17 protein-coding genes are annotated in these 21205 nt (G+C 41.5%); 10 read left to right on the top strand and 7 right to left on the bottom strand.

Annotated features, from left to right (window positions below; genetic code table 11):
* Nucleotides 1-90: 90 nt before the first annotated feature.
* Entirely contained in the window at nt 91-1842 is a 1752-nt protein-coding gene (locus tag NU887_RS18450; RefSeq protein WP_258424862.1) for an ABC transporter ATP-binding protein, read from the bottom strand.
* Nucleotides 1843-2165: 323 nt separating this feature from the next.
* Between NU887_RS18450 and NU887_RS18445 the strand changes: the two genes are divergently transcribed.
* The 4 genes from NU887_RS18445 (at nt 2166) to NU887_RS18430 (ending at nt 6940) form a co-directional block, all read left to right on the top strand.
* Nucleotides 2166-3365: a neutral/alkaline non-lysosomal ceramidase N-terminal domain-containing protein gene (locus NU887_RS18445; RefSeq protein ID WP_258424861.1), complete on the top strand. Its 1200-nt coding sequence runs from the start codon at nt 2166-2168 to the stop codon at nt 3363-3365.
* Between the two features lies 1 nt (nt 3366).
* Nucleotides 3367-3903 carry a DinB family protein gene (locus tag NU887_RS18440; RefSeq protein ID WP_258424860.1) on the top strand — a complete coding sequence of 179 codons (537 nt, stop codon included), beginning with the start codon at nt 3367-3369 and terminating at the stop codon, nt 3901-3903.
* A 237-nt stretch (nt 3904-4140) separates the two neighbouring features.
* A complete protein-coding gene (locus NU887_RS18435; RefSeq protein ID WP_258424859.1) occupies nt 4141-4695 on the top strand; it encodes a sugar O-acetyltransferase in 555 nt (184 codons plus the stop codon).
* Nucleotides 4696-5161: 466 nt separating this feature from the next.
* Nucleotides 5162-6940 (top strand): acyl-CoA dehydrogenase family protein, encoded by a 1779-nt coding sequence (locus NU887_RS18430; RefSeq protein WP_258424858.1) that lies wholly within the window; start codon nt 5162-5164, stop codon nt 6938-6940.
* A 39-nt stretch (nt 6941-6979) separates the two neighbouring features.
* On the opposite strand, the gene NU887_RS18425 is transcribed toward NU887_RS18430, so the two are convergent.
* From NU887_RS18425 to NU887_RS18410, 4 genes are all read right to left on the bottom strand, one after another.
* The gene (locus tag NU887_RS18425) at nt 6980-8080 is read right to left on the bottom strand and encodes a glycerate kinase family protein (protein WP_258424857.1); all 1101 of its coding nucleotides are present in this window, start codon (nt 8078-8080) and stop codon (nt 6980-6982) included.
* 339 nt (nt 8081-8419) lie between these two features.
* Nucleotides 8420-9769 (bottom strand): alanine/glycine:cation symporter family protein, encoded by a 1350-nt coding sequence (locus NU887_RS18420; protein ID WP_258424856.1) that lies wholly within the window; start codon nt 9767-9769, stop codon nt 8420-8422.
* A 359-nt stretch (nt 9770-10128) separates the two neighbouring features.
* Nucleotides 10129-12288: a xanthine dehydrogenase family protein molybdopterin-binding subunit gene (locus NU887_RS18415; protein ID WP_258424855.1), complete on the bottom strand. Its 2160-nt coding sequence runs from the start codon at nt 12286-12288 to the stop codon at nt 10129-10131.
* A gap of 2 nt (nt 12289-12290) precedes the next feature.
* The gene (locus NU887_RS18410) at nt 12291-12746 is read right to left on the bottom strand and encodes a (2Fe-2S)-binding protein (RefSeq protein WP_258424854.1); all 456 of its coding nucleotides are present in this window, start codon (nt 12744-12746) and stop codon (nt 12291-12293) included.
* 346 nt (nt 12747-13092) lie between these two features.
* Here NU887_RS18410 and NU887_RS18405 point away from each other — a divergent pair, with 346 nt between their 5' ends.
* Nucleotides 13093-13635, top strand: a complete 543-nt coding sequence (locus NU887_RS18405; RefSeq protein ID WP_258424853.1) for a Crp/Fnr family transcriptional regulator — start codon at nt 13093-13095, stop codon at nt 13633-13635.
* Between the two features lie 89 nt (nt 13636-13724).
* Nucleotides 13725-14639: an alpha/beta fold hydrolase gene (locus NU887_RS18400; RefSeq protein ID WP_258424852.1), complete on the top strand. Its 915-nt coding sequence runs from the start codon at nt 13725-13727 to the stop codon at nt 14637-14639.
* 63 nt (nt 14640-14702) lie between these two features.
* Here NU887_RS18400 and NU887_RS18395 read toward each other — a convergent pair whose 3' ends face one another.
* Nucleotides 14703-15296: a hypothetical protein gene (locus NU887_RS18395; protein ID WP_258424851.1), complete on the bottom strand. Its 594-nt coding sequence runs from the start codon at nt 15294-15296 to the stop codon at nt 14703-14705.
* Nucleotides 15286-15789, bottom strand: coding sequence for an RNA polymerase sigma factor (locus tag NU887_RS18390; RefSeq protein WP_258424850.1), 504 nt, complete (start codon nt 15787-15789; stop codon nt 15286-15288). Before NU887_RS18390 ends, NU887_RS18395 begins: the two co-directional genes overlap by 11 nt.
* 213 nt (nt 15790-16002) lie before the next feature.
* Here NU887_RS18390 and NU887_RS18385 point away from each other — a divergent pair, with 213 nt between their 5' ends.
* From NU887_RS18385 to NU887_RS18370, 4 genes are all read left to right on the top strand, one after another.
* Complete coding sequence (locus NU887_RS18385) at nt 16003-16854, top strand: fumarylacetoacetate hydrolase family protein (RefSeq protein WP_258424849.1); 852 nt, start codon at nt 16003-16005, stop codon at nt 16852-16854.
* 72 nt (nt 16855-16926) lie between these two features.
* Nucleotides 16927-17706, top strand: coding sequence for an L-fucose dehydrogenase (locus NU887_RS18380; RefSeq protein ID WP_258424848.1), 780 nt, complete (start codon nt 16927-16929; stop codon nt 17704-17706).
* 185 nt (nt 17707-17891) lie between these two features.
* Complete coding sequence (gene fucP / locus NU887_RS18375) at nt 17892-19193, top strand: L-fucose:H+ symporter permease (RefSeq protein ID WP_258424847.1); 1302 nt, start codon at nt 17892-17894, stop codon at nt 19191-19193.
* Between the two features lie 629 nt (nt 19194-19822).
* The gene (locus NU887_RS18370) at nt 19823-21127 is read left to right on the top strand and encodes a hypothetical protein (protein WP_258424846.1); all 1305 of its coding nucleotides are present in this window, start codon (nt 19823-19825) and stop codon (nt 21125-21127) included.
* Nucleotides 21128-21205: the final 78 nt, after the last annotated feature.

Here is a 21205-nt window from a genome sequence, read left to right as displayed (position 1 = left end):
ATTTCATTGAAATAATTTTCAATCAAAAAATAAAAAAGGAAGCCGAATATGAAATTCAGCTTCCTTTGGCATATAAACCAATCAAATCTCTTATATCCTTGCCTGATACGTATATAATTGATAATACCTGCCTTGCTTGGCTATCAACTCCTCGTGCTGACCCCTTTCTACGATTTTTCCCTGCTCAATGACCAAAATCTGATCCGCTTGGCGAATTGTGCTTAGCCTGTGGGCGATAACAAAAGTCGTCCTGCCATGCATCAATTCCTTCAAACTAGCCTGAATCAATGATTCACTTTCGGTATCCAGGTTGGAAGTGGCTTCATCCAAAATCAATACCCTTGGATCCGCCAATATCGCCCTTGCTATGGCGATTCTCTGCCTTTGTCCGCCGGAAAGTTTGACTCCCCGCTCTCCTATCAAAGTGTCCAAACCATCTTCAAACCTGTCAGTAAACTCGTGCACGTGGGCAGCCTTGACTGCCTGCATTAATTTTTCTATTGTTGCATCAGGTCTTGGGAAAAGAATATTTTCCTTGATGGTTCCTTCAAAAAGAAAATCATCCTGTAAAACAACACCCAACTGAGACCTGAAACTTTCCAAGGTAATTTTTTGCATATCAACTCCATCCACTGTAATCAATCCTGATTCGGGATTGAGGAATGAGGCCGCCAAACCCGCTATGGTCGTTTTTCCAGAACCTGAAGTTCCTACCAAGGCAGTTACAGATCCGGCAGGTGCATTGAATGAAATTCTCTTCAAAACCTCTTTCCCCTCATCGTAAGCAAATGAAACATCCTCAAACCTGATATCTCCCTTGATATGTGGAATCGCAATGATTCTTTGGCCGCCGGAACTTTCCAAAGGCCTGTTCATGATCTCTTCCGTTCTATCCAATCCAGCAAAGGCCTCAGTAAACTGACTGCCAATATTGCTCATCTGCACAATCGGGGCTATCATAAAACCGAGATACAAGGTGAAGGCCAAGAAATCACCAAAGGTCATCTGTCCATCCATGATCATATAACCTCCTATCCCCATTATACCTGCAGAGGCCAAACCCAGCAAAAAAGTAGCAGCAGAAGTTACGAAACTCGTTGCTGTTAAACTTGCCTTCACATTCAAAAACAAGCGCTCCACTCCTGCTTCAAAACTTCTAATTTCTTGGGCTTCTGCATTGAAACCTTTGATTACTCGGATTCCTCCCAAGGTTTCGGTCAACCTTCCTGTGACTTCAGCGTTGATCTTTCCCCGTTCTCTGAAAATCGGTCTGATTTTACTGAAGGCTTTCAGTGAAATAAACCCGAAAATAATCACCGGAACCAAGACATATAAAGTCATCAGAGGGCTGATATAAATCAACAATCCTAAAGAAATCGCAGCGGTCAAAACCCCACCGATCATCTGTGCAAACCCTGTTCCCACAAGGTTTCGTACCCCTTCAACATCTGTCATGATCCTCGACACCAACTCTCCTGTTTTGGTATTGTCAAAAAAACGGATCGGCAATTGGATGATGTGTCTTTGGACCTTGGATCTCAGTTGGGAAATCAAGTGCTGAGCTTCCACGCTCAGAATTTGTGTAAGGGCATATGAGGTAACTGCCTGAATTGTTATTGCTCCGACGACAATCAAAACCAGCCATTTCAGCATATCAAGGTCATTGGAAGGGATCACATCATCAATCAGGTATTTGCTTGCGCCAGGCAAAATCAAACCTGAAAGTCTACTGATTATAATAAGAAAAAGCCCTAGGAAAAGTTGGTTTTTGCGGGGCCAAATGATGGTTTTGAACACATGGGCCATGGTGACCCTATTTTCTTTTGGTTTGGTTTTAGTCATGGTAAAGGGTTAAAAACAGATTGTAACAATTTTTATCTCAAGATAAGTTCTTTAAGTAGGTGAATCATTTTATCTAAAACACCAACAAATTAATCTGTATGTTTTTATGTGCCAACCACATTCAGTTTTCAAACCTTGGCTATTCAGATTCCAAAGATGTGTCATAATTTTTTTTATATGGTTAGATAAAAAAGTAAGATTCCATCCTAAATTACTCAATAATTGATGTTTAAATTTCAATAATCCTTTAAATGAAAAACCTAGGCATCTTTCTGATTCTAATTTGTCTCAACTTTGGTTGTTCCATAAAGAAAACAAAAACCTTGTCTGAGATTCAGATAGGAGTGTCCAAGGCAGTCATCAACCCTCCTATTGGTTCATTCATCGCCGGAGACAAACAAAATAGAACCTTTACCGGCGTTTTGGATAGCCTTTATGCCAAGGCCATTGTGCTTTATGACGGGGAAAAATCAATGGCATTGGTCACCTTGGATTGCATCGGATTGCTGTATCAGGACTTACAAAAAATCAGAGAACGAACTGCCCAAATGGAATTCGACATTTCTTTTTCTCCTGAAAATATTGTCATCAGTTCCACACATACCCATTCAGGACCTGACATAGTCGGGCTTTGGGGAAAAGATTTCTCAGAAAGTGGTGTAAACAAGCAATACATGGACTTTTTGGTACAGACAGTTGCCGAACAGATTCAAAAAGCTTCCAAAAACCTACAGGAAAGCACCATCAGGTATGGCCAAAATGAATCAGGAGAAGATTGGGTTGCCAATATCTGTCAGGAGGAAATCGACAGGTCCGTCACGGTGTTACAGTTTCTGGACAAGAACCAAAAAAATATAGTCACCCTTACCAATTTTGCCTGTCACCCAACTTATATGGATGCTGTTTATTCAGAGGTTTCGGCTGATTACCTCGCAGGGTTTTATAAAGAAATGGAAAAAGAATGGGGTGGAGAACATCTTTTTCTCCAAGGTGCGATCGGAGGATGGATACAGCCTTCCGACAAAGAGGGTGGATATCAAAAAGCCTTGCAAAGAGGGCAAGAATTGGCTTTATCAGCGACTGCTTCTCTATTGGAACCAAAAACTTTGTCCAAATCCAAACTCAATTTCCAAAGAAAAACCGTGTTTTTTCCTGTTATGAATGAAGCTTGGCAGCAACTTTCTGAAGCAGGAATCATCGTCGATAGAAAAGTCACTGATGTGATCGAATCCGAAGTTGTATGGTTTTCCATTGGGGAAGCTACATTTGCAAGCCATCCTGGAGAAACCGCTCCGATCTATGGGATGAAAACCAAAGAACTTATGCCTGAAGGCCCAAAATTTATCCTTGGATTAAGTCAGGATGCTTTGGGATATATCGTCAAACCAAGCTATTTTGAAAATCCAAACCTTCCGCATGCCCCCTATTTGACAAGAATGTCTTTAGGAAAGGAAACAGGAAATGTATTGATGGAAGAACTTACCAAGCTTTCTAAGCAAAATTACACCCAACTACCCAATTGATATGACAACGCAGATTAAGAATTGGATTGATTCCATTGATAATATAACCAAAGAGGCAATTGAAGGATTCATTGCACTTTCGGTAGAGAAAATGCACCTCAAACCCAATGCAGAAACCTGGAGCATAGCCGAGAACTTTGAACACCTCATTACCATTAATCGAACCTATTTTCCAATTTTTGAAAAATTGAAAAACGGGAGTTTTCAAGGGGCTTTCATTTCAAGATTCCCTTATTTTTCTAATCTCTTTGGCAACTTGATTTTAAAATCAGTTTCTGATGGTGGAAAGAAAAAAGCCAGGACGTTCCCTCTTTGGGAACCAAAAGTGACAGAGGGCGATGCCACCGTATTGGAAAGGTTTCAAAACCACCAAGAAGAACTCAAAAAATGGATAATTGAATTGGTACCGTTTTTTGAAAAAAAGACCGTCATCCATTCTCCTGCCAACAAATTGATAGTCTATTCCCTAGAAAAGGCAATTGACATCATCGTGGCCCATGAGCAAAGACATCTCGATCAGGCAAAAAAATTATTATAGGGACGGATTTATGGGGGATATAGGCTTGGCGAAATACGCTTTCAGCGAAATATTAATTTATGATATAAGCGCACAATTCGAAATCCTACTCGTATTCAATATCCACTAATATCAAATATCAATAAATATCCTTTTCTACTCTATTTCCGCCGTATTTCAATTTATTTCTACCATATTTCAATCTATTTCCACTCTATTTCATCTCATTTCTCTTGTCTCAAATCTCAAGTCTAATTTATGAAATCCGAAAAAGAAAAAATGCTTGCCGGCCAATTGTATTTTGCTTCAGATCCGGAATTGGTTGCAGAAAGACTACATGCAAGGCAACTGACCAAGCAACTCAATGATTCGAATCCTGACGAAACGGAATTGCGGGAAAGTATTCTTGCCAAACTTATCGGGAAGAAAGGCAAGAATTTTTGGATTGAACCGCCTTTCTTTTGTGACTACGGCTATAATATCACGGCAGGAGATGACGTGTTTTTCAACTTCAACTGTGTGGTGCTTGATGTGACGCCGGTTACCCTTGGGAGCAGGGTGCTGATCGCCCCGAATGTCCAATTCTATGCTGCTACCCATCCTATGGATTTCAAAGAAAGGGGAAGTCTTGCAGAATTTGGAAAACCCATCACAATCGGAGATGATGTTTGGATCGGAGGTTCTACTATAATTTGTCCGGGAGTCAGCATCGGATCGAGGTCAATCATAGGCGCAGGATCTGTAGTCACTAAAGATATCCCCGATGATGTCATCGCCGCAGGAAATCCATGTAGGGTGATTAAAAAGTTGTAATTGTTCTATGCTTCGCGTTGTCATGGTTGGCCGCTAAAGCTGTTTTCGGGTTGGAAAAAATAGTTGTAATTGTTGTAACATGCGTGTTGTAATTGTTGGGAGGAATTAGGATTGTCAGGTTGTCCGCTAAAGCTGTTGTCCACAAGCTTTTGTTAAGTCCCTCTCTAAAGCTGATGTCGAGATGTAAAGGGATTTTCAAAAACTTGAAAACCTGACAAACTGGATCGTCACACCTCTCCGCCGCGGAGGAGAAGTGTCTCAGGAAAGAAAGATTCTTCACCTTTGCAGGCTGCGGTTCAGAATGACGGGGAAGCCGACAACAATTACAACTCGATAACAATGAAAACCAGAAAGCAAATACAACCACTACAACCAGATAACTTGACAACGCGAAGCAGACAACAATGACAACCCGAAAACATTTTAAACCACTATAACAATTACAACCATTACAACCCAAACAACCATGCCCTTCTACTCCAAACGTGACCTTCAATTCCAGCTTTTCGAAAACCAAAAGGTACTTGAACTGACCTGTTTCAAATATTTCGAAGACCACAGTCAAGAAACTTTCCAAATGGTTTTGGAGGCAGCAGATCAGATTGCAGTGACTTCACTTTTTCCGTTGTTGACTGACATGGACAGGAATGAACCTCAGCTTATCGGAGGGAAAATCAAAGTGCATGAAGGCATGAAAAAGATTGTCCGGCAGTTTGGGCAGGACGGTTGGATCAATGCCACTTTTAGCTATGAAGAAGGTGGACAACAACTGCCGAATACCATCCACCTTGCTGCAGGGTTTATATTTCAGGCAGCCAATTATTCCAGTTCCGTTTATCCTTTTTTGACTACAGGTGCAGCCAACCTGATCAGGACTTTTGGCAGTCAGCAACTGATCGACACCTTCACCCCAAACATGTACAACGGTAAATGGCAGGGAACCATGGCACTAACCGAACCAGATGCAGGTTCTTCGCTCACTGACCTCAGTACAATGGCAATTCCAACTGAAAAGGAAGGGGTTTTTAAAATCCAAGGCCAAAAAATATACATTTCCTGTGGGGACCATGATGCCTGTGAGAATGTCATACACCTCATGCTCGCCCGTATCAAAGGCGCCCCGGCAGGAGTGAAAGGAATTTCTTTGTTTGTTGTTCCCCAAAAACGAGTTCCGGACAATGAACCCAATGATGTGCTTACCGAAGGAATTTACCACAAGATGGGCTACAAAGGAGCACCGATAGCGCACCTGATGATCGGATCAAATGACAGTGCGGAAGGCTACCTTGTTGGCGAGGCCAATAAGGGATTGTCCTACATGTTTCAGATGATGAATGAAGCTCGAGTGGGAGTTGGGATGAATGCTGCTGCCATAGGGACTGCTGCTTTCCAATCTTCCCTTGCTTATGCCAAGGAGAGGCCTCAGGGGCGTAAAATCACAGAGAAAGACCCCTCAAAACCCCAAATTCCGATCATTGAACATGCAGATGTGAAACGCATGCTACTGTTCCAAAAATCAGTGACGGAAGGTGCACTTTCTCTTTTATTTTTTTGTGCCAAATTGGGCGACCTGGTCCATGTGGCTGAGGGAAAAGAAAAAGAAGAAGCTTCCCTCCTGCTTGACCTGCTGACACCTATTGCCAAAACCTACCCTTCAGAAATTTGCTGTCTGACGACATCTGCAGCGGTACAGATTTTGGGAGGAGCAGGTTATACGACTGACTTTCCGGTAGAGCAATATTACCGTGAGGCACGCATCCATCCCATTCACGAAGGGACGACCGGGATTCATGGATTGGACCTATTGGGAAGAAAAGTTCTGATGCAGGAAGGAAAAGCCCTTCAGCTGTTCGCTGCTGAAATCATAAAAACCATAAGCTCTGCAAAAAAACTCAACCACCTGATACCATTTGCTGAAAAACTAGAAAAATACCTCCAGCGAGCCCAACAAACAAGCTTCCATTTATTTGGCAAAGCTTCCCAAAATCCGGAAGAATTTCTCTCAGATGCCTCGCTTTACCTTGAATACATCGGCATCCTGACGATCTCTTGGCAATGGCTAAGTCAAGGAATTACAGCTCACGAAGCTTTGGATAAAGGAAGTCCTGAAACTGATTTCTACAAGGGAAAACTGATGGCCATGCGCTATTTCTTCGAATACGAACTTGTCAAAATGGATGGACTTGGAAAAAGACTGGTTTCCGATGATATGCTGACCGTGGAGATGAAAGGAGAATGGTTTTGAAAAATTTTATTATTTAACCAACGTGACATAGTTGATGTTTTATCCAAAAAAATCGTAGGATAAAACCTCTTTTTCAAAGTTCTCTTTGGCTTTTTCATGAAAATCTTTTTTTGAAAAATCAAGGTCAGGCAATTGGATCACTTCGTCAAAACCTGAATCTTTTCCACCGTTTCCTGAGGTGATCAGGACTGTTTTTTTACCATGTTTTCTTGCCAACTGTAACAGTTCGAAACTTCCTTTTCCTGAAGCGGATTGGCTGTCATAGCGGCCTTCTCCTGTGATGATGATATCCGCGGTTTTGATTTTGGATTCGATTCCGACTTTTTCGAAAAACCATTTTGCACCCATCTCTATCTTCATCGGAAAAAAGAATGAAAGCCCAAAGGCAATTCCTCCCGCAGCGCCAAAACTTTCTCTGTCTGCTAACTGCTTTCCTGATTTTTTGGCCATTAATTCCAATGCCTTGGAACAATCATTTTCAAACTTTTCCTGATCCTCCTTTTTCAATCCCTTTTGAGGACCAAAAACAGGAATGGCTCCTAAGGGACCAAAAAAATGGTTGTTCACATCGCAGAGGCAGGTGAATTTTAAGTTTGGTTTTGGTATCGGGCTTTGGATAAATCGGATTTTGGAAATAAAACCTTCTGAAAAAACCGGGATTTCCCTTCCTTTTTCATCCAAAAACAAAAAACCCAAACCTATCAAAATCCCGATTCCCAGATCCACTGTCGCACTTCCTCCCAATCCCAAAATGATATGTTCGGCATCGGAGTCTGCAGCCTTTTTGATCAGTTCCCCAGTTCCGAATGTACTTGTAATCCAAGGATTTCGCTCGTGAGGTTTTAATGATTTGATTCCGGAAACGGTGGAAACATCAAGGTAAGCTGTCTTTCGCCAAGGATCCAAAAAGTAAAATCCCTTTATCGGCCTTCCCAAAGGATCTAAGGCAATTTCAAAAACCTGTTCAAGATTCAATGCTTTTCCAAGCAAAAAGCATGTTCCATCCCCACCATCCGCTATTGGGCAGACCGTCAGATTCGCATCCGGCATTTTTACCAATATCGCATTCCCAATAATTTCCGCCGCTTCGTCAGCTTCAATTGTTCCTTTGAAAGCATTTGGGGCGATGAGGAAGTTCATTGGTTTTGCAGGTTGATTTGGTTGTAATTGTTGTAATTGTTGTCGGGTTGTCAAGTTGTCGGGTTGTCGGGTTGCGTCACCCTGAGGCATGAAGGGTCTCTTTGACTATTTTGTTTGTCTTTTTGATCAAGTTATCGAGTTCTCTTTGACTCCTTTCTAACCTGATAACAGCATTAGCTGACAACTTGACAACATTTTCACCAAATGGACAACAGCTTTTGCGGAAAACTTGATAACATCTTGCGGACGAACTGACAACCCCATTTCCTCCAAACAATTACAACACGAAGGTTACAACAATTACAACTATTTATCAATAACCGGACAATCCTTTCAGGACTACTCCCCCTTCATCCTTGCAAAATAATCCTTTGTAGCAGCTTTGACTTTTGGTGCTAGGTAGATCGTCGATATCATAGTCGGAATGGCCATGATGGCATACATTCCATCTATGAAACTCACCACCACTTCAAGTGATACCACTGCCCCGGCGACGATTGTCACCAGATAAAAGTAATTGTAGTAATTCGCTTTTTCTGCTCCAAAAAGATAATTGAAGCATTTATGACCATAGTATGAATAGGTGAACATGGTCGAAAGTGCAAAAACAAGTACAGCCAACATCAGCAGGTACTTTCCAACTCCCGGAAGTCCCATTTCAAATGCCTGAAGAGTCAATTGCACCCCGTTATTTTCACTTGTTTCCCACACACCTGTCAACAAAATCACAAAGGCAGTCAATGTGCAGACCACAACTGTATCAATAAATGGTCCTAACATGGCAATCAATCCTTCTCTGACAGGTTCATTGTTTTTGGAAGCTCCATGTACCATAGGGGCAGTGCCGATTCCGGCTTCATTGGAAAAAGCAGCCCTTCTTGCTCCAATCACCATCACCGCACCAACAGCTCCACCCATTACTGCATTTCCTGTAAAAGCATCTTCGATAATCAATAAGAACATTTCAGGAACTCGTTCGATGTATTGAAACATGATCAAAAGAACCGTACCAAAATATAGGATCACCATAAAAGGCACCAACTTAGAAGCCACTGCAGCAATTCTTTGAATTCCTCCCAATATCACAGCAGCAACTGCCACCATCATCAATATCCCTAAAATCCATTTTGTGCTTTCTCCATTATCCAATCCATAGGGTTCCAACATCACACTTCTGGTAACTTCGGTAAGTTGGTTGGCCTGGAAAATAGACAACAATCCCAACACACCTGCCACAGAAAACAGAATTGCCAATGGTTTCCATTTTGGACCCATGCCATGCTCGATCACATACATTGGACCTCCTTGAATTTCCCCGGAAGTGTCTTTTCCCCTAAACATGATGGCTAGACTACAGGTAAAATATTTGGTAGCCATGCCTACAAAAGCAGACATCCACATCCAAAAAATCGCTCCGGGACCTCCCATATTGATGGCTATCGCAACACCACTGATATTCCCAAGGCCGACAGTCGCAGCAATCGCCGCCGAAAGCGCCTGTTGGGAAGAAATCTGTCCGGGCATGTTCTGATTGTCATATTTCCCACGGACAACTTTAAGGGCATGACCAAAATACCTGAAAGGCAAAAAACCTGAATAAATAAACAAAATCAAGCCTCCTCCCATCAGCAACACAAGCATTGGCATGTCCCAAATCCAGTTACTGAAGTCAATTATAAAATCTCCCATGTGTTGTGGTTTGAATGAATGGGCATATTAAAAGCATTTTTTGGGAAATACAAATTGAAAAAAGGTTGATGGTAAACTATATCCAAGTGAATACTTGAAAACTTAAAATGTTGATACAATCAAAAAAGCTTAAAGATAGGAATCGGATCATTTCCATTTCCGGCAGAAAAGCATTGATTTTAAAAGCTTATTCTAACCTCCTTATAATTTCAAAAAACGTATAGCCGAGATTTCTTAAATTATTATCTCATGTTGAAAAAATCAAAGACTTCTCTATCTCTAAATGACACAGTGAAGTCTTTGACAAAATTGAATTTATTTTTGTTGGAAACCCTATCCCAAATTATTCCTTCTCTAAATCAACTTGCGAGAACCTCCAAAACTTTCTCAGGGGTAAAAGGCATATGCCGCAAGCGTTTTCCTGTCAAGGCCGCGAATGCATTGGAAATGATAGCACCCATAAACGGCAAACCTGCTTCTCCGATTCCGGTTGGTTTTTCTGTTGAAGGAATGATTTCCAACATGATTTCTTCAGGAGCATCTTCCATCCTTAAGATCGGATAATCATAGAAATTGGATTGCTCCACCTGTCCTTCTTTGAAAGTAATGCTTTCAAAAAGCACACTGCTAAGCCCCATCACCAATGAACCTTCCATTTGGTATTTGGCATTTGCAGGATGGACTACTACCCCACCATCCAAAGAGCCCCAAATATTATGGACTTTGATTTTTCCAGTGGATCTGTCCACAGAGATTTCGCAGATTCCGGCAGCCAATGAACCGCTTCTTTCTGCAAAAGCAATTCCCCTGGCCCGGCCTTCTGGTACCGAAGAACCCCATTTAGCCATGTCAGCCACTTTATCCAAAACCGCAAGTTCACGTGGATGGTTTTTCATCAGTTCCCTTCGCAATTGGTAGGGGTCTTTCTTTTGTTCCAAAGCTATTTCATCTACAAAAGTCTCAATCGCAAACTTATTCGGTCCATGTCCCACTGCCCGCCAATGCTTGGTCCGGACTCCGTGGTCAATGTTTCTGACTTCGATCAATTTGTTTGGGATGTCATAAAAAGGAATGTCTGCACCCGAACCCAACAGTCCGCCTCCTGTTCCGACGACCACATGTTTCCACGAATTGATGTTACCGTTTTGGTCAATTCCTGCCTCTAATTTTTGTAAAGAAATCGGTCTGAAAGCGCCGTATTGGAGGTCATCTTCCCGTGTCCACTGCAATTTGACAGGGAGGTTTACTGCCTTGGAAATATCCACCGCCTCGATCACAAAATCTGTCATGGACCTTCGGCCAAATCCTCCACCCAAATAGCAGGTGTGCAGGTTAACGGCTTTGAAATCCAAACCAAGATGGTTTGCCACATCATTTCTGGTACCATCAGCAGCTTGGGTACCGACCCAAAGTTCAGCCGAATCGGCTTTCACGTGGGCTACCGCATTGAGGGGTTCCATCTGGGCATGGTAGATATAATCATTTTTGTAATCTGCCCGAATTGTCTTTTGTGCCTTCGGAAGTTCTCTGTTCAAATCACCCGATTGGGCTACAATGCTTCCTGTTTGGGATGATTTGGAAAGTGCCTCATACTCTTCATAAGCATCTTGGCTGTTATGGGATTTGGCTTTTGGGTCACCATTCCAAGTGATTTCCATCATGGCTTTGGCTTTCAAGGCGGTTTCCATATTGCTGGCAACTACCCCAATACCATGCTCCAAACTGACTAAATTCAAAACTCCTTTTATACCTCTGATCGCGGTTTCATTTTTGAGTTCAGGTTGGGTTCCGTTCACCGGCGATCGGACGATGGCCGCGTAAACCATTCCCGGTACATGGATATCTCCGGAGTAAATGGCCGAACCATCCACTTTAAATGGCACATCATACCGTTGATAATCCCTGCCGATCAATTTGAAATCTTTCGGGTTTTTCAGATCAGAATCCGGAATTTCAGGAACTGATTCAGGGATTTTGACAAACTCAACTATTTCTCCATAGGTGATTTTTTTATTGCTTTTTGGATGAAAAACCAAACCTGAGTCGGTTTTCAATTCCTTTCTGTCCACTCCCCATTTTTCTGCAACTGCAGAGAGCAGGGCATATCTTGCCTGGGCACCGGATTGACGGAGATTATTGAAGTGCCCACTTACCGAGCGGCTTCCCACCGTCAGCATGCTTCCACCTCGTTCACCTCCCCAACCGATTCCGTAGATCTCAGGCTCAACCGGCGCATTTTCGATTTTGACTTTGGACCAATCTGCGTCCATTTCCTCCGCAAAAATTGCTGCCAAAGCAGTCATTGTCCCCTGCCCCATTTCGGAAGCGGGATTGTAGATGGTCACTGTACCGTCGGATGATAAATGAACCCAAGCGGAAATCTGCTTGCTTTCAGCTAATTCTCCCTTCTTAAAAACCAATGCAGGCAATCCGACTGCAGTTACCAAAAATGTAATGCCACCTCCTACTTTCAGGAATTTCCTCCTGCTTAATCCCTGTGATTCCAATTGCTTTTCCATAGTTAGACTTTTTGGGCGGTTTTTTCGATTGCTTTCAGGATTCTCAAGTAAGTACCACAGCGGCAAAGCACACCGTTCATATGCTTGATGATTTCCTCCCTGTTTGGATTTGGATTTTCTGCAAGTAAAGCAGCCGCCTGCATGATCTGTCCCGACTGGCAATACCCACATTGGGGAACCTGTTCCTCGATCCAAGCCACTTGAAGCGGATGTGATCGGTCTTCCGAAAGTCCTTCAATGGTGGTGACCTTTTTACCAACAGCTTGAGAAAGCGGGGTTATACAGGACTTAACAGGTTTGCCATCTAAATGGACTGTGCAGGCTCCGCAAAGGGAAACCCCACAACCGAACTTGGTTCCGGTCAGTTTCAACCTTTCCCTTAAAGTCCAAAGCAGGTTGGCATCCTCCTCGGCTGTGACTTGAACAGGTTTTTCATTGAGTATAAATGAGTATTGCATATTTTAGGTTGGTTATTGGTTTTAGGTCCCTGAGCTTGTCGAAGGGTTGGTTATTTGGTTGTCGGTTAATGGAGGGAGGTAAAAGGTGATCAGAAAATTGGTATTTTAATTTATACTTTTGCCCTATTCACTCTCAAAACCGATTGGAAATCATTAAGTTAAAAAAAATACTTTAATAAATAAATGAATTTTAGAGGGATGGTGAGAAGCAATGGATCTCTCATTTCATTCAATCATTCAAATTGGAGGTATATTTTGAATTTCTGTTTTGTCTAACTATTGATTCATTCAAAACCAATTTCTCAAATTATGTCTAAATTAAAGTCTCCAAAAAACATCCTTTACTTTGCTAAATCATTTATCGGCTTCTGACAAAGAACTTCTTTACTCGAGGTTAAAGCCTGTTTTCATCAAAAAAGGAGAATACATAACGCTTCCAGGTCAGGTGCAGGAAAACCTTTATTTGGTGCATTCAGGTGTTCAGATGTCATTTTTTGAAAATGAAAAGAAAATGCATGTTGTTGCTTTTACCTATTCCGGTGAAATGTGTGCAGTTCCGGAGTCTTTCTTTTTTCAAAAACCTTCCAGATATGCCATCAAATGTCTTTCAGATTCAGAGATGAATTCAATTTCTTTTTCCGAGTTGAATGCACTTTTTGACGAATCAAGGTCTTTGGAAAGGTTTTTCCGAAAAGCAACTGAATCCGTGCTTTCAGGGGTTATCAACCGGCACCTTGAATTACATACTTTGTCTATCGAAGAGAGGTTTCGTTCTTTTGCAGCAAGAAGCCCCCAGCTTTTCCAGCTAGTTCCCCACAAGTACATTGCTTCATACCTTGGCATCGATCCTACCAACTTCTCAAAGCTTTATAATTCAATAAAAATCTGATCCGTCTGATCGATCTTGGTTTAGACCAAGATTCATTACCCTTCTATTGCGGAAATTTGGAACATACCTAACCTCAATTTCCATTTCAGATGATCACAAATACTCTTACATCATTATCTCCCAATGTCAAAAAGCAGTCGGACTGGCTTGACAAAAATGAATACCCTTTTCCATCCCAATTCTTTGAGATAGGTAATCAAAAACTTCATTTTATCGATGAAGGCAATGGAGAACTTTTGCTTTTTGTCCACGGAACACCCTCATGGAGTTTTGATTTCAGGAATGTCATCAAGTCCATGAGCAAAACCCACAGATGTATCGCCATTGACCATATCGGTTTTGGATTATCAGATAAACCCAAAGTCTATGAGTATAGCACCCAAAACCACAGTAAAACATTGGAGAAATTTATCCTCGAAAAGGATCTTTCAAATATTACCATGATTGTCCACGATTTTGGAGGTCCGATTGGATTGGATGTGGCGATCCGGCATCCGGAGAGGTTCACCGGATTTGTAATTCTCAACTCATGGCTTTGGAGCAGTGAAACCGAGCCTGATTACATCAAATTGAAGAAAATCCTTAACAGTCCTTTGCTGCCATTTTTATACAGGCAATTAAATTTCTCTCCACGATTAATATTGCCAGGTTCATTTGGAGAGAAAAAACTCAACCGTAAACTAAAGTTACAATACATCAAACCTTTTGCCAACAGTAGCGAAAGGAACGGAGCCTTGGCCTTTGCATATTCCTTGAGAGATGACCAAAGTTGGTTTGAAGAACTTTGGCAAAAGAAGTCAGCTATTCAAGAAAAGCCCGTTTTGTTCATTTGGGGAATGAAAGATCCGGTGATAAAACACCACAATTTAGAAAAATTTCAAGGTGGATTTCCAAATCACCGAACTCTCAAGATTGCCTCAGCTGGTCATTTTCCGCAGGAAGAGGAACCGAAAATGATAATCGATGGGATAAAAGTGTGGCTGAACGAGAGTCAAAAAAAATAAAAAAAGCTCAAGTTTTAAAACGAGGGCTTTTATTTTCCACAGAATTATTAATGGTATGAATATCTATTCATTTACCTCTGTCAACAACTTTTCGGTAGCCTGCAATTTTCTGTTGTAATATTTAAGAACCCAATAAGAAAAGCCCAAAAAGAACATTACGCCCAATGGAAAGTACAACATCCAAAAAAGTGGAGTCGGGTTCAGACTTTTTCCCTGAAGAGCCAATAATACCGGAACACCGATGACCAACAGAAACAATCCTAAGGAAATATTCAGTTTTTGGAGTTTCAGGAATCTGATTTTTTGCTGTCCAAAAATCTGAATAGTTTCCAGATAACTATGAGATGATAAATTGATTTTTCTCATCCCTCTGATGGATTGAAGGGAAATGATGGGGAGAATCAGGAGCAAAGCGATCGAAATCACCCCAAAAAACTGAATCAGAGGCTCTTCCAATTTTGGGACATTTACTGAAAGATACGCTGCACCCAAATAGCAGATGATGGTTCCGATATATTCTGGAAGGGCAATTTTCTTCAAATTGGATTGAAATTGGTCTTTTGTCATTTTTTCTATCATTTGTTGGTTGAGTATTTCTTGTTTTTCTACTCTTTTGCTTAAGTCATTCCAGGCGAGCTTCATTTCTTCAAGTTCCATAATCAGTGTTTTTTTTGATTTGAGATTTAAGTTTTTCTTTGATTCGGGAGATTTTCGTGCCCACGTTACTGATTGACATCCCTACAATTTCCGCTATCTCCTCATGGGATTTACCTTCGAGGAAAAGCAGGATAATGCCTTTTTCTAGCAGATTCAATTGTTGGATTTGCTTATAAAGAAGCTTGATTCTATCTTCCTCCGCCTTGTCGCTTTCGTCTGTCAGCCTGTCCATTTCCAATTCAAAGGGAATTGTGTCAGGCCGTTTTTTGGATTGCTTCAGATGAAAAATGGCAGTATTGAGCGCTACCCTATACATCCATGTACTGAGTTTTGATTGTTCTTGGAAGCTGCCGAAGGATTTCCAAAGCTGGTAGACTATTTCCTGATACAGGTCTTTTCTGTCCTGTTTTTCATCTGTATAAAGCGTCGTGATTTTGTATATCAGACCTTCATTGGCTTTAATGACTTTGGTAAAATGCTCTTTTATATCCATCAAGAATCAATCTTCACTGCATTAGTATGTCAAGTTTCAAAAAAATCACAAATGAGAAGGAATATTTTTTGTCATATGCCAACATATGATTGATATTGGTCATTATCGGCTATCTCAGCTATTTTCCAATCTTTTATTTTTGGTTGTAGGAAAAACCCAAAACCTGCTAACTTTAAAACTTTGTAACCTTATCAACCTAATAACCTCAAATACATGAAACTTATTCGCTTTGGAGAAACAGGAAAAGAAAAACCGGGAATCGTTGCATCTAATGGAAAATGGCTGGACTGCAGCGGTTTTGGTGAAGATTGGTCAGAAGAATTTTTAGAAAACAATGGTCTAGAAAGATTGCAATCATGGCTTGAATCAAATATTCATAACCTTCAGGAAATCAGTGATAAAACACGTTTTGGTTCACCAATCAAAAGACCATCGAAAATCATTTGCGTGGGATTAAATTATTCCCTCCATGCCAAAGAAAGCGGCATGCCTGTTCCCGAGGTTCCTATACTTTTTATGAAAGCAACCTCGTCACTTTGTGGTCCTTTTGATCCGATTTTGATTCCGAGAAATTCCACCAAAACAGATTGGGAGGTTGAGTTGGCAGTGGTAATCGGCAAGAAAGCAACCTATGTATCCAAAGAAGATGCGATGGATTATGTGGCCGGTTATGTCCTTCACAACGATGTCAGCGAAAGGGATTTTCAATTGCATCATGGTGGTCAGTGGGTCAAAGGGAAAAGTGCTGACCACTTTGCTCCTCTCGGCCCTTATTTGGTCACCAAAGATGAAATCTCCGATCCACACAACCTGCGACTTTGGCTCAAAGTCAATGGCGAAACCATGCAGGACAGCAATACCTCAGACTTAGTTTTTGACATTCCAACATTGGTTTCATACATCAGCCAATACATGACATTGTTACCTGGAGATGTGATTTCGACGGGAACACCTTCCGGCGTAGGATTGGGACTAAAACCTCCACGCTATCTTAATGCCGGAGATGTGGTCGAATTGGGAATTGATGGATTGGGAACGGCGAGGCAGGTTGCAGAGCAAGCTTAAATAATTCAGAATTAAAAATTCAGAATTATGAATTAGCTAATGCTATAATCTCAAATCCTCATTAACTAGACTATGAATCTCAACATCAACCAAAAAGTATATCTCGTTTCCGGTGGGGCAAAAGGGATTGGCGGTGCCATCAGCAAAGTTTTGGCTGAGGAAGGTGCCTATCCCGTCATCATCGATCCGTCTGTGAAAGAAGGCCAAAACCTTGTTTTTGAATTTGAGTCAAATGGAGGAAAGGCGCTTCATATACCAAGAAGGCTGACAGATTCCAATGCGGCAAAAGAAGCCGTGGAAATGGCTTTTCAGAAGTTTGGAAGGATAGATGGCGTGATCAATAATGCCGGTGTCAATGATGGAATCGGCTTGGAAAAAGGCTCTCCCGAAGCTTTCAGGGCATCTGTTGAAAAAAACCTGGGCCATTATTACGATCTGGTGTACTATGCACTTCCGCACCTCAAAGCATCAAAAGGAAGTATTGTCAATATCAGCAGCAAAACCGCAGTCACCGGACAGGGAAATACCAGTGGCTATACCGCTGCAAAAGGTGGCCAATTGTCCCTGACAAGAGAATGGGCCGTAGAACTGCTCAAATACGGAATCCGGGTCAATGCAGTAATTCCTGCTGAAGTCATGACACCATTATATGAAAGTTGGCTGAAGACATTTGACAACCCGGAAGATAAATTGAACGAGATTCAAAAGAGAATTCCTTTAGAAAAAAGAATGACCACACCCCGCGAAATAGCGGATATGGTGGTTTTCCTATTATCGGATCGCTCTTCACATACCACCGGACAATTGATTTATGTAGATGGAGGGTATACGCATTTGGATAGGGCGCTATAAGTACGAAGTATCAAGTACTAAGTACCAAGTATCAGAATAAGTTTCAAGAAACGGCCTAAATACCATATCCAAGCTATTTATTCAAAATCAGTTAACCAATTAACCTTTAACCAAATAACCTTTGACCAGATAACCATTAACCCACTAACAATTAACCAAATAACCAATTAACCTTTAACCGCAAAATGCCCAAAACCACCCTTCTCCCAAAAGCCCTTCTCCTCCCCTTTATTTTGATTACTTCTTTGTTTGCGTTGTGGGGATTTGCCAATGACATTACCAATCCTATGGTGGCGGCATTCAAGCGGGTTTTGGAGTTGAACAACGTTCAAGCGTCTTTGGTCCAAATGGCTTTTTATGGGGGTTACTTTACCATGGCACTTCCTGCGGCGCTTTTTATCAAGAAATACAGTTACAAGACAGGCGTTTTGATCGGAATGGGATTGTACGCATTTGGTGCTTTGCTTTTCTACCCTGCAGCTGCTTGGGAAAGCTATTTCTTCTTTCTACTTGCTCTTTATATCTTGACTTTTGGATTGGCATTCTTGGAAACAACCGCAAATCCCTATGTTTTGGCTATGGGTTCTGAAGAAACAGCAACCCAAAGACTGAACCTTGCGCAGGCATTCAATCCCATGGGAGCATTGGCCGGGCTTTTTGTGGCAAAAGAATTTATCCTCAATGCCCTCCAATCCAACAATACAGATGCTGCAGGAAATATTATCTATGACACTTTGGATGAATCAGCCAAAGCTATTGTCCGCACCAATGATCTGATGGTAATCAGAGACCCTTATGTGATGTTGGGATTGGTGGTCATCGTTTTGGGATTGATCATTGCCTTTGCCAAAATGCCTGAAAGCAAAACCAACAATGGCAACCTTGACTTTTGGCCTTCTATGAAACGGCTGGCACAACAACCCCAATTTGTTGAAGGGGTCGTCGCTCAGATGTTTTATGTTGGGGCGCAGATTATGGTTTGGACGTATATCTACCAATATGCCGAAGCCATCGGCATTGACAATGCTTCCGCCGTGAATTATGCCTATGCGGCTTTGATCCTGTTTTTAGTGGGAAGGTGGATCTGTACATTTTTGTTCAGGTACTTTCATCCTGCCAAATTGCTGTTCTATTTCTCCGTTTTGGCGGGAGCTTTCACTCTCGGAGCCATGTTTATCGAGGGGATTTTTGGGCTTTATTCCCTGGTAGGGATCTCATTTGCCATGTCGCTGATGTTTCCGACGATCTATGGGATTGCCTTGGAGGGGTTGGGAGAAGATGGGAAATATGGCGCTGCTTTTTTGGTGATGGCTATTGTGGGCGGAGCAATCATGCCGACACTTCAGGGAGTCATTCTCGATTTTGGAGGACCTGCCTATGATGACATCCTGATCATGGGAGTTTCGGAAGTTAATTTCTCTTTTGTGTTGCCTTTGCTATGTTTTGTGGTGGTAGGAGTTTTTGGATTTAGGAGAAAGAAAAAATAATATCTCGCAAAGCCGCGAAGGCGCAAAGGAAGAGAAAAGGGAATATCCCACGAAGGCACGAAGACACAAAGAAGGGTTTCTGTTATCCAGCTTCTCCAAGAGCAGGATTTGTCTCCCCCAAAGTCGCAAAAACGCTAAGGAGGAGAAAAAGGAATATGCCAAGAAGGCACCAAGACACAAGGAGGATTTCTGTTATCCAGCTTCTCCAAAAGCAGGATTTGTCTCACCCAAAGTCGTTAAGACCAAAAAAAAAACAAGGAATATCCCGCAAAGCCACTATTTCACAATAAAAAAATAAGAAAATCTCTCGAAACACAAACCTTGGTATTGGTAGACCACGAAGTGGTCAAATATTAATAACCCCGGGTAAGGAACGCAACCCCGGGAAAAACGAGACTAACATTCTTTGGTTTTTGGCTGAAACAAAGTCGATTGAGAAAGATGCTTTTCTCCAAAAACAGGGAAGTATGAAATGCCTAGCGAACTATTTCCTAAACATGCTTTTTCTGACATAATAACCCTCTACTACTGAAGAAAAGAAAAAGCTGTGACCTGATTACCGGTGTCAAAGATTATGATTTTCCTTTTTCTCAATTTTTTCAATATTTTGAGCATTTAATTTCATGCATATGCAAGAAACAACCACAACTTGGTCCCTCTTTGGAAGAATATCCTTCCGTTTCGCTTTCATTTATTACCTGATCTATTTCAATCCACTCGGATTAATAAGTGGAATTCCGGGAATGTATTATTTGACCGAAGCGATCAATTACCCATTCGATATTTTTATCCATTGGTTTAATGACAATTTCCTCCATATCAGAAAAGAATTGGTTCCAATGGGTGGAAGCGGTGATACCAGCTATGGTTGGGCGCAACTTTATTCATTCCTATTCATAGCATGTATCGGCGCTTTGATTTGGTCAATTCTGGATTCTAAAAAAACAGCCTACCCCAAGCTCCACTATTGGTTATGCATATTGCTTCGTTACAGTCTTGCGGGAATTGCATTTACTTATGGGATTTTGAAAGTCTTTGCCATGCAGATGTATTTTCCAAACATGAGTCAATTGGCAACCCCATTAGGAGATTATCTGCCGATGCGTTTTTCGTGGATGTTTATTGGTTACAGTACGCCTTATCAGATGTTTTCAGGCTTCGCTGAAGTAATGGTTGCATTGCTTTTGGTGTGGAGAAGGACAGCGCTTTTGGGGGCTTTGTTGGCTATTGGAGTATTTGCCAATGTAGCCATGTTAAACCTAGCCTATGACATTCCTGTCAAAATTTATACCCTGAATCTTTTGGTAGCTTCCATGTTTTTGGCTTGGCAAGAAAGGTCAAGATTGTTTGCTTTCTTCATTCAAAATCAGACTGTCCAACCTTCTGAATTATATGAAAAATACTTTTCAAAGAAATGGCAGCGAATCGGTAGGATCGTCCTGAAGGTAGTTCTTATCGTGATGAGTTTTGGGTTTGGCACCTACAACTATTACCAATATTACCTCGAATTTCACAGCAACAATTCCAAAATTCTAGAACCCATCCAACCTGGTATGTACCATGTGGAGTTGTTTGTAAAAAACAGCGATACCATACCCGAAAGTCTCGCTGATTCACTGAGATGGCGGGATGTTATCTTTGATTATAACGGTTCAGGAAGTCTTTCGGCCCAGGATTCCAGTCTGAGGATGAGATATGGAAGGGCTTATTTCAGTTATTTGCCGGACAGTTTGGGGACGCAGTTGGAATGGAGATTATCAAGTTGGGACAGTTTGCCTGTTGCAACTTTCAAAATGCAAATGCCTGAAAAGGACCAAATAATTTTGACAGGAAAAAAAGAAGAGGATTCGCTTTATGTGGTTTTAAAAAAACTCAAGCGCCATTTTCCATTGACAGAAAGGCAATTCCATTGGATCAGCGAAGCAAACAGGTAATCAATCGGTATATATTTTTATTCTGCATAGGGGTAAACAGCTTCTCAGGTTTCTTTTTATATAAAGACCCAATATCTT

The organism is Aquiflexum gelatinilyticum (assembly GCF_024741135.1).
Taxonomy (GTDB): domain Bacteria; phylum Bacteroidota; class Bacteroidia; order Cytophagales; family Cyclobacteriaceae; genus Cognataquiflexum; species Cognataquiflexum gelatinilyticum.
Note: the sequence above shows the minus strand (reverse complement) of the source record. Positions and strands in the feature narration are given on the sequence as shown.

Bases quoted from the DNA above. Each gene is read 5' to 3' on its own strand.
- NU887_RS18440 (WP_258424860.1), top strand. From the start codon at position 3,367: ATGACAACGCAGATTAAGAATTGGATTGATTCCATTGATAATATAACC.
- fucP (WP_258424847.1), top strand. From the start codon at position 17,892: ATGCCCAAAACCACCCTTCTCCCAAAAGCCCTTCTCCTCCCCTTTATT.
- NU887_RS18385 (WP_258424849.1), top strand. From the start codon at position 16,003: ATGAAACTTATTCGCTTTGGAGAAACAGGAAAAGAAAAACCGGGAATC.
- NU887_RS18420 (WP_258424856.1), bottom strand. From the start codon at position 9,769: ATGGGAGATTTTATAATTGACTTCAGTAACTGGATTTGGGACATGCCA.
- NU887_RS18450 (WP_258424862.1), bottom strand. From the start codon at position 1,842: ATGACTAAAACCAAACCAAAAGAAAATAGGGTCACCATGGCCCATGTG.
- NU887_RS18395 (WP_258424851.1), bottom strand. From the start codon at position 15,296: ATGGAACTTGAAGAAATGAAGCTCGCCTGGAATGACTTAAGCAAAAGA.
- NU887_RS18430 (WP_258424858.1), top strand. From the start codon at position 5,162: ATGCCCTTCTACTCCAAACGTGACCTTCAATTCCAGCTTTTCGAAAAC.
- NU887_RS18410 (WP_258424854.1), bottom strand. From the start codon at position 12,746: ATGCAATACTCATTTATACTCAATGAAAAACCTGTTCAAGTCACAGCC.
- NU887_RS18400 (WP_258424852.1), top strand. From the start codon at position 13,725: ATGATCACAAATACTCTTACATCATTATCTCCCAATGTCAAAAAGCAG.
- NU887_RS18415 (WP_258424855.1), bottom strand. From the start codon at position 12,288: ATGGAAAAGCAATTGGAATCACAGGGATTAAGCAGGAGGAAATTCCTG.
- NU887_RS18370 (WP_258424846.1), top strand. From the start codon at position 19,823: ATGCAAGAAACAACCACAACTTGGTCCCTCTTTGGAAGAATATCCTTC.
- NU887_RS18435 (WP_258424859.1), top strand. From the start codon at position 4,141: ATGAAATCCGAAAAAGAAAAAATGCTTGCCGGCCAATTGTATTTTGCT.
- NU887_RS18390 (WP_258424850.1), bottom strand. From the start codon at position 15,789: ATGGATATAAAAGAGCATTTTACCAAAGTCATTAAAGCCAATGAAGGT.
- NU887_RS18425 (WP_258424857.1), bottom strand. From the start codon at position 8,080: ATGAACTTCCTCATCGCCCCAAATGCTTTCAAAGGAACAATTGAAGCT.
- NU887_RS18380 (WP_258424848.1), top strand. From the start codon at position 16,927: ATGAATCTCAACATCAACCAAAAAGTATATCTCGTTTCCGGTGGGGCA.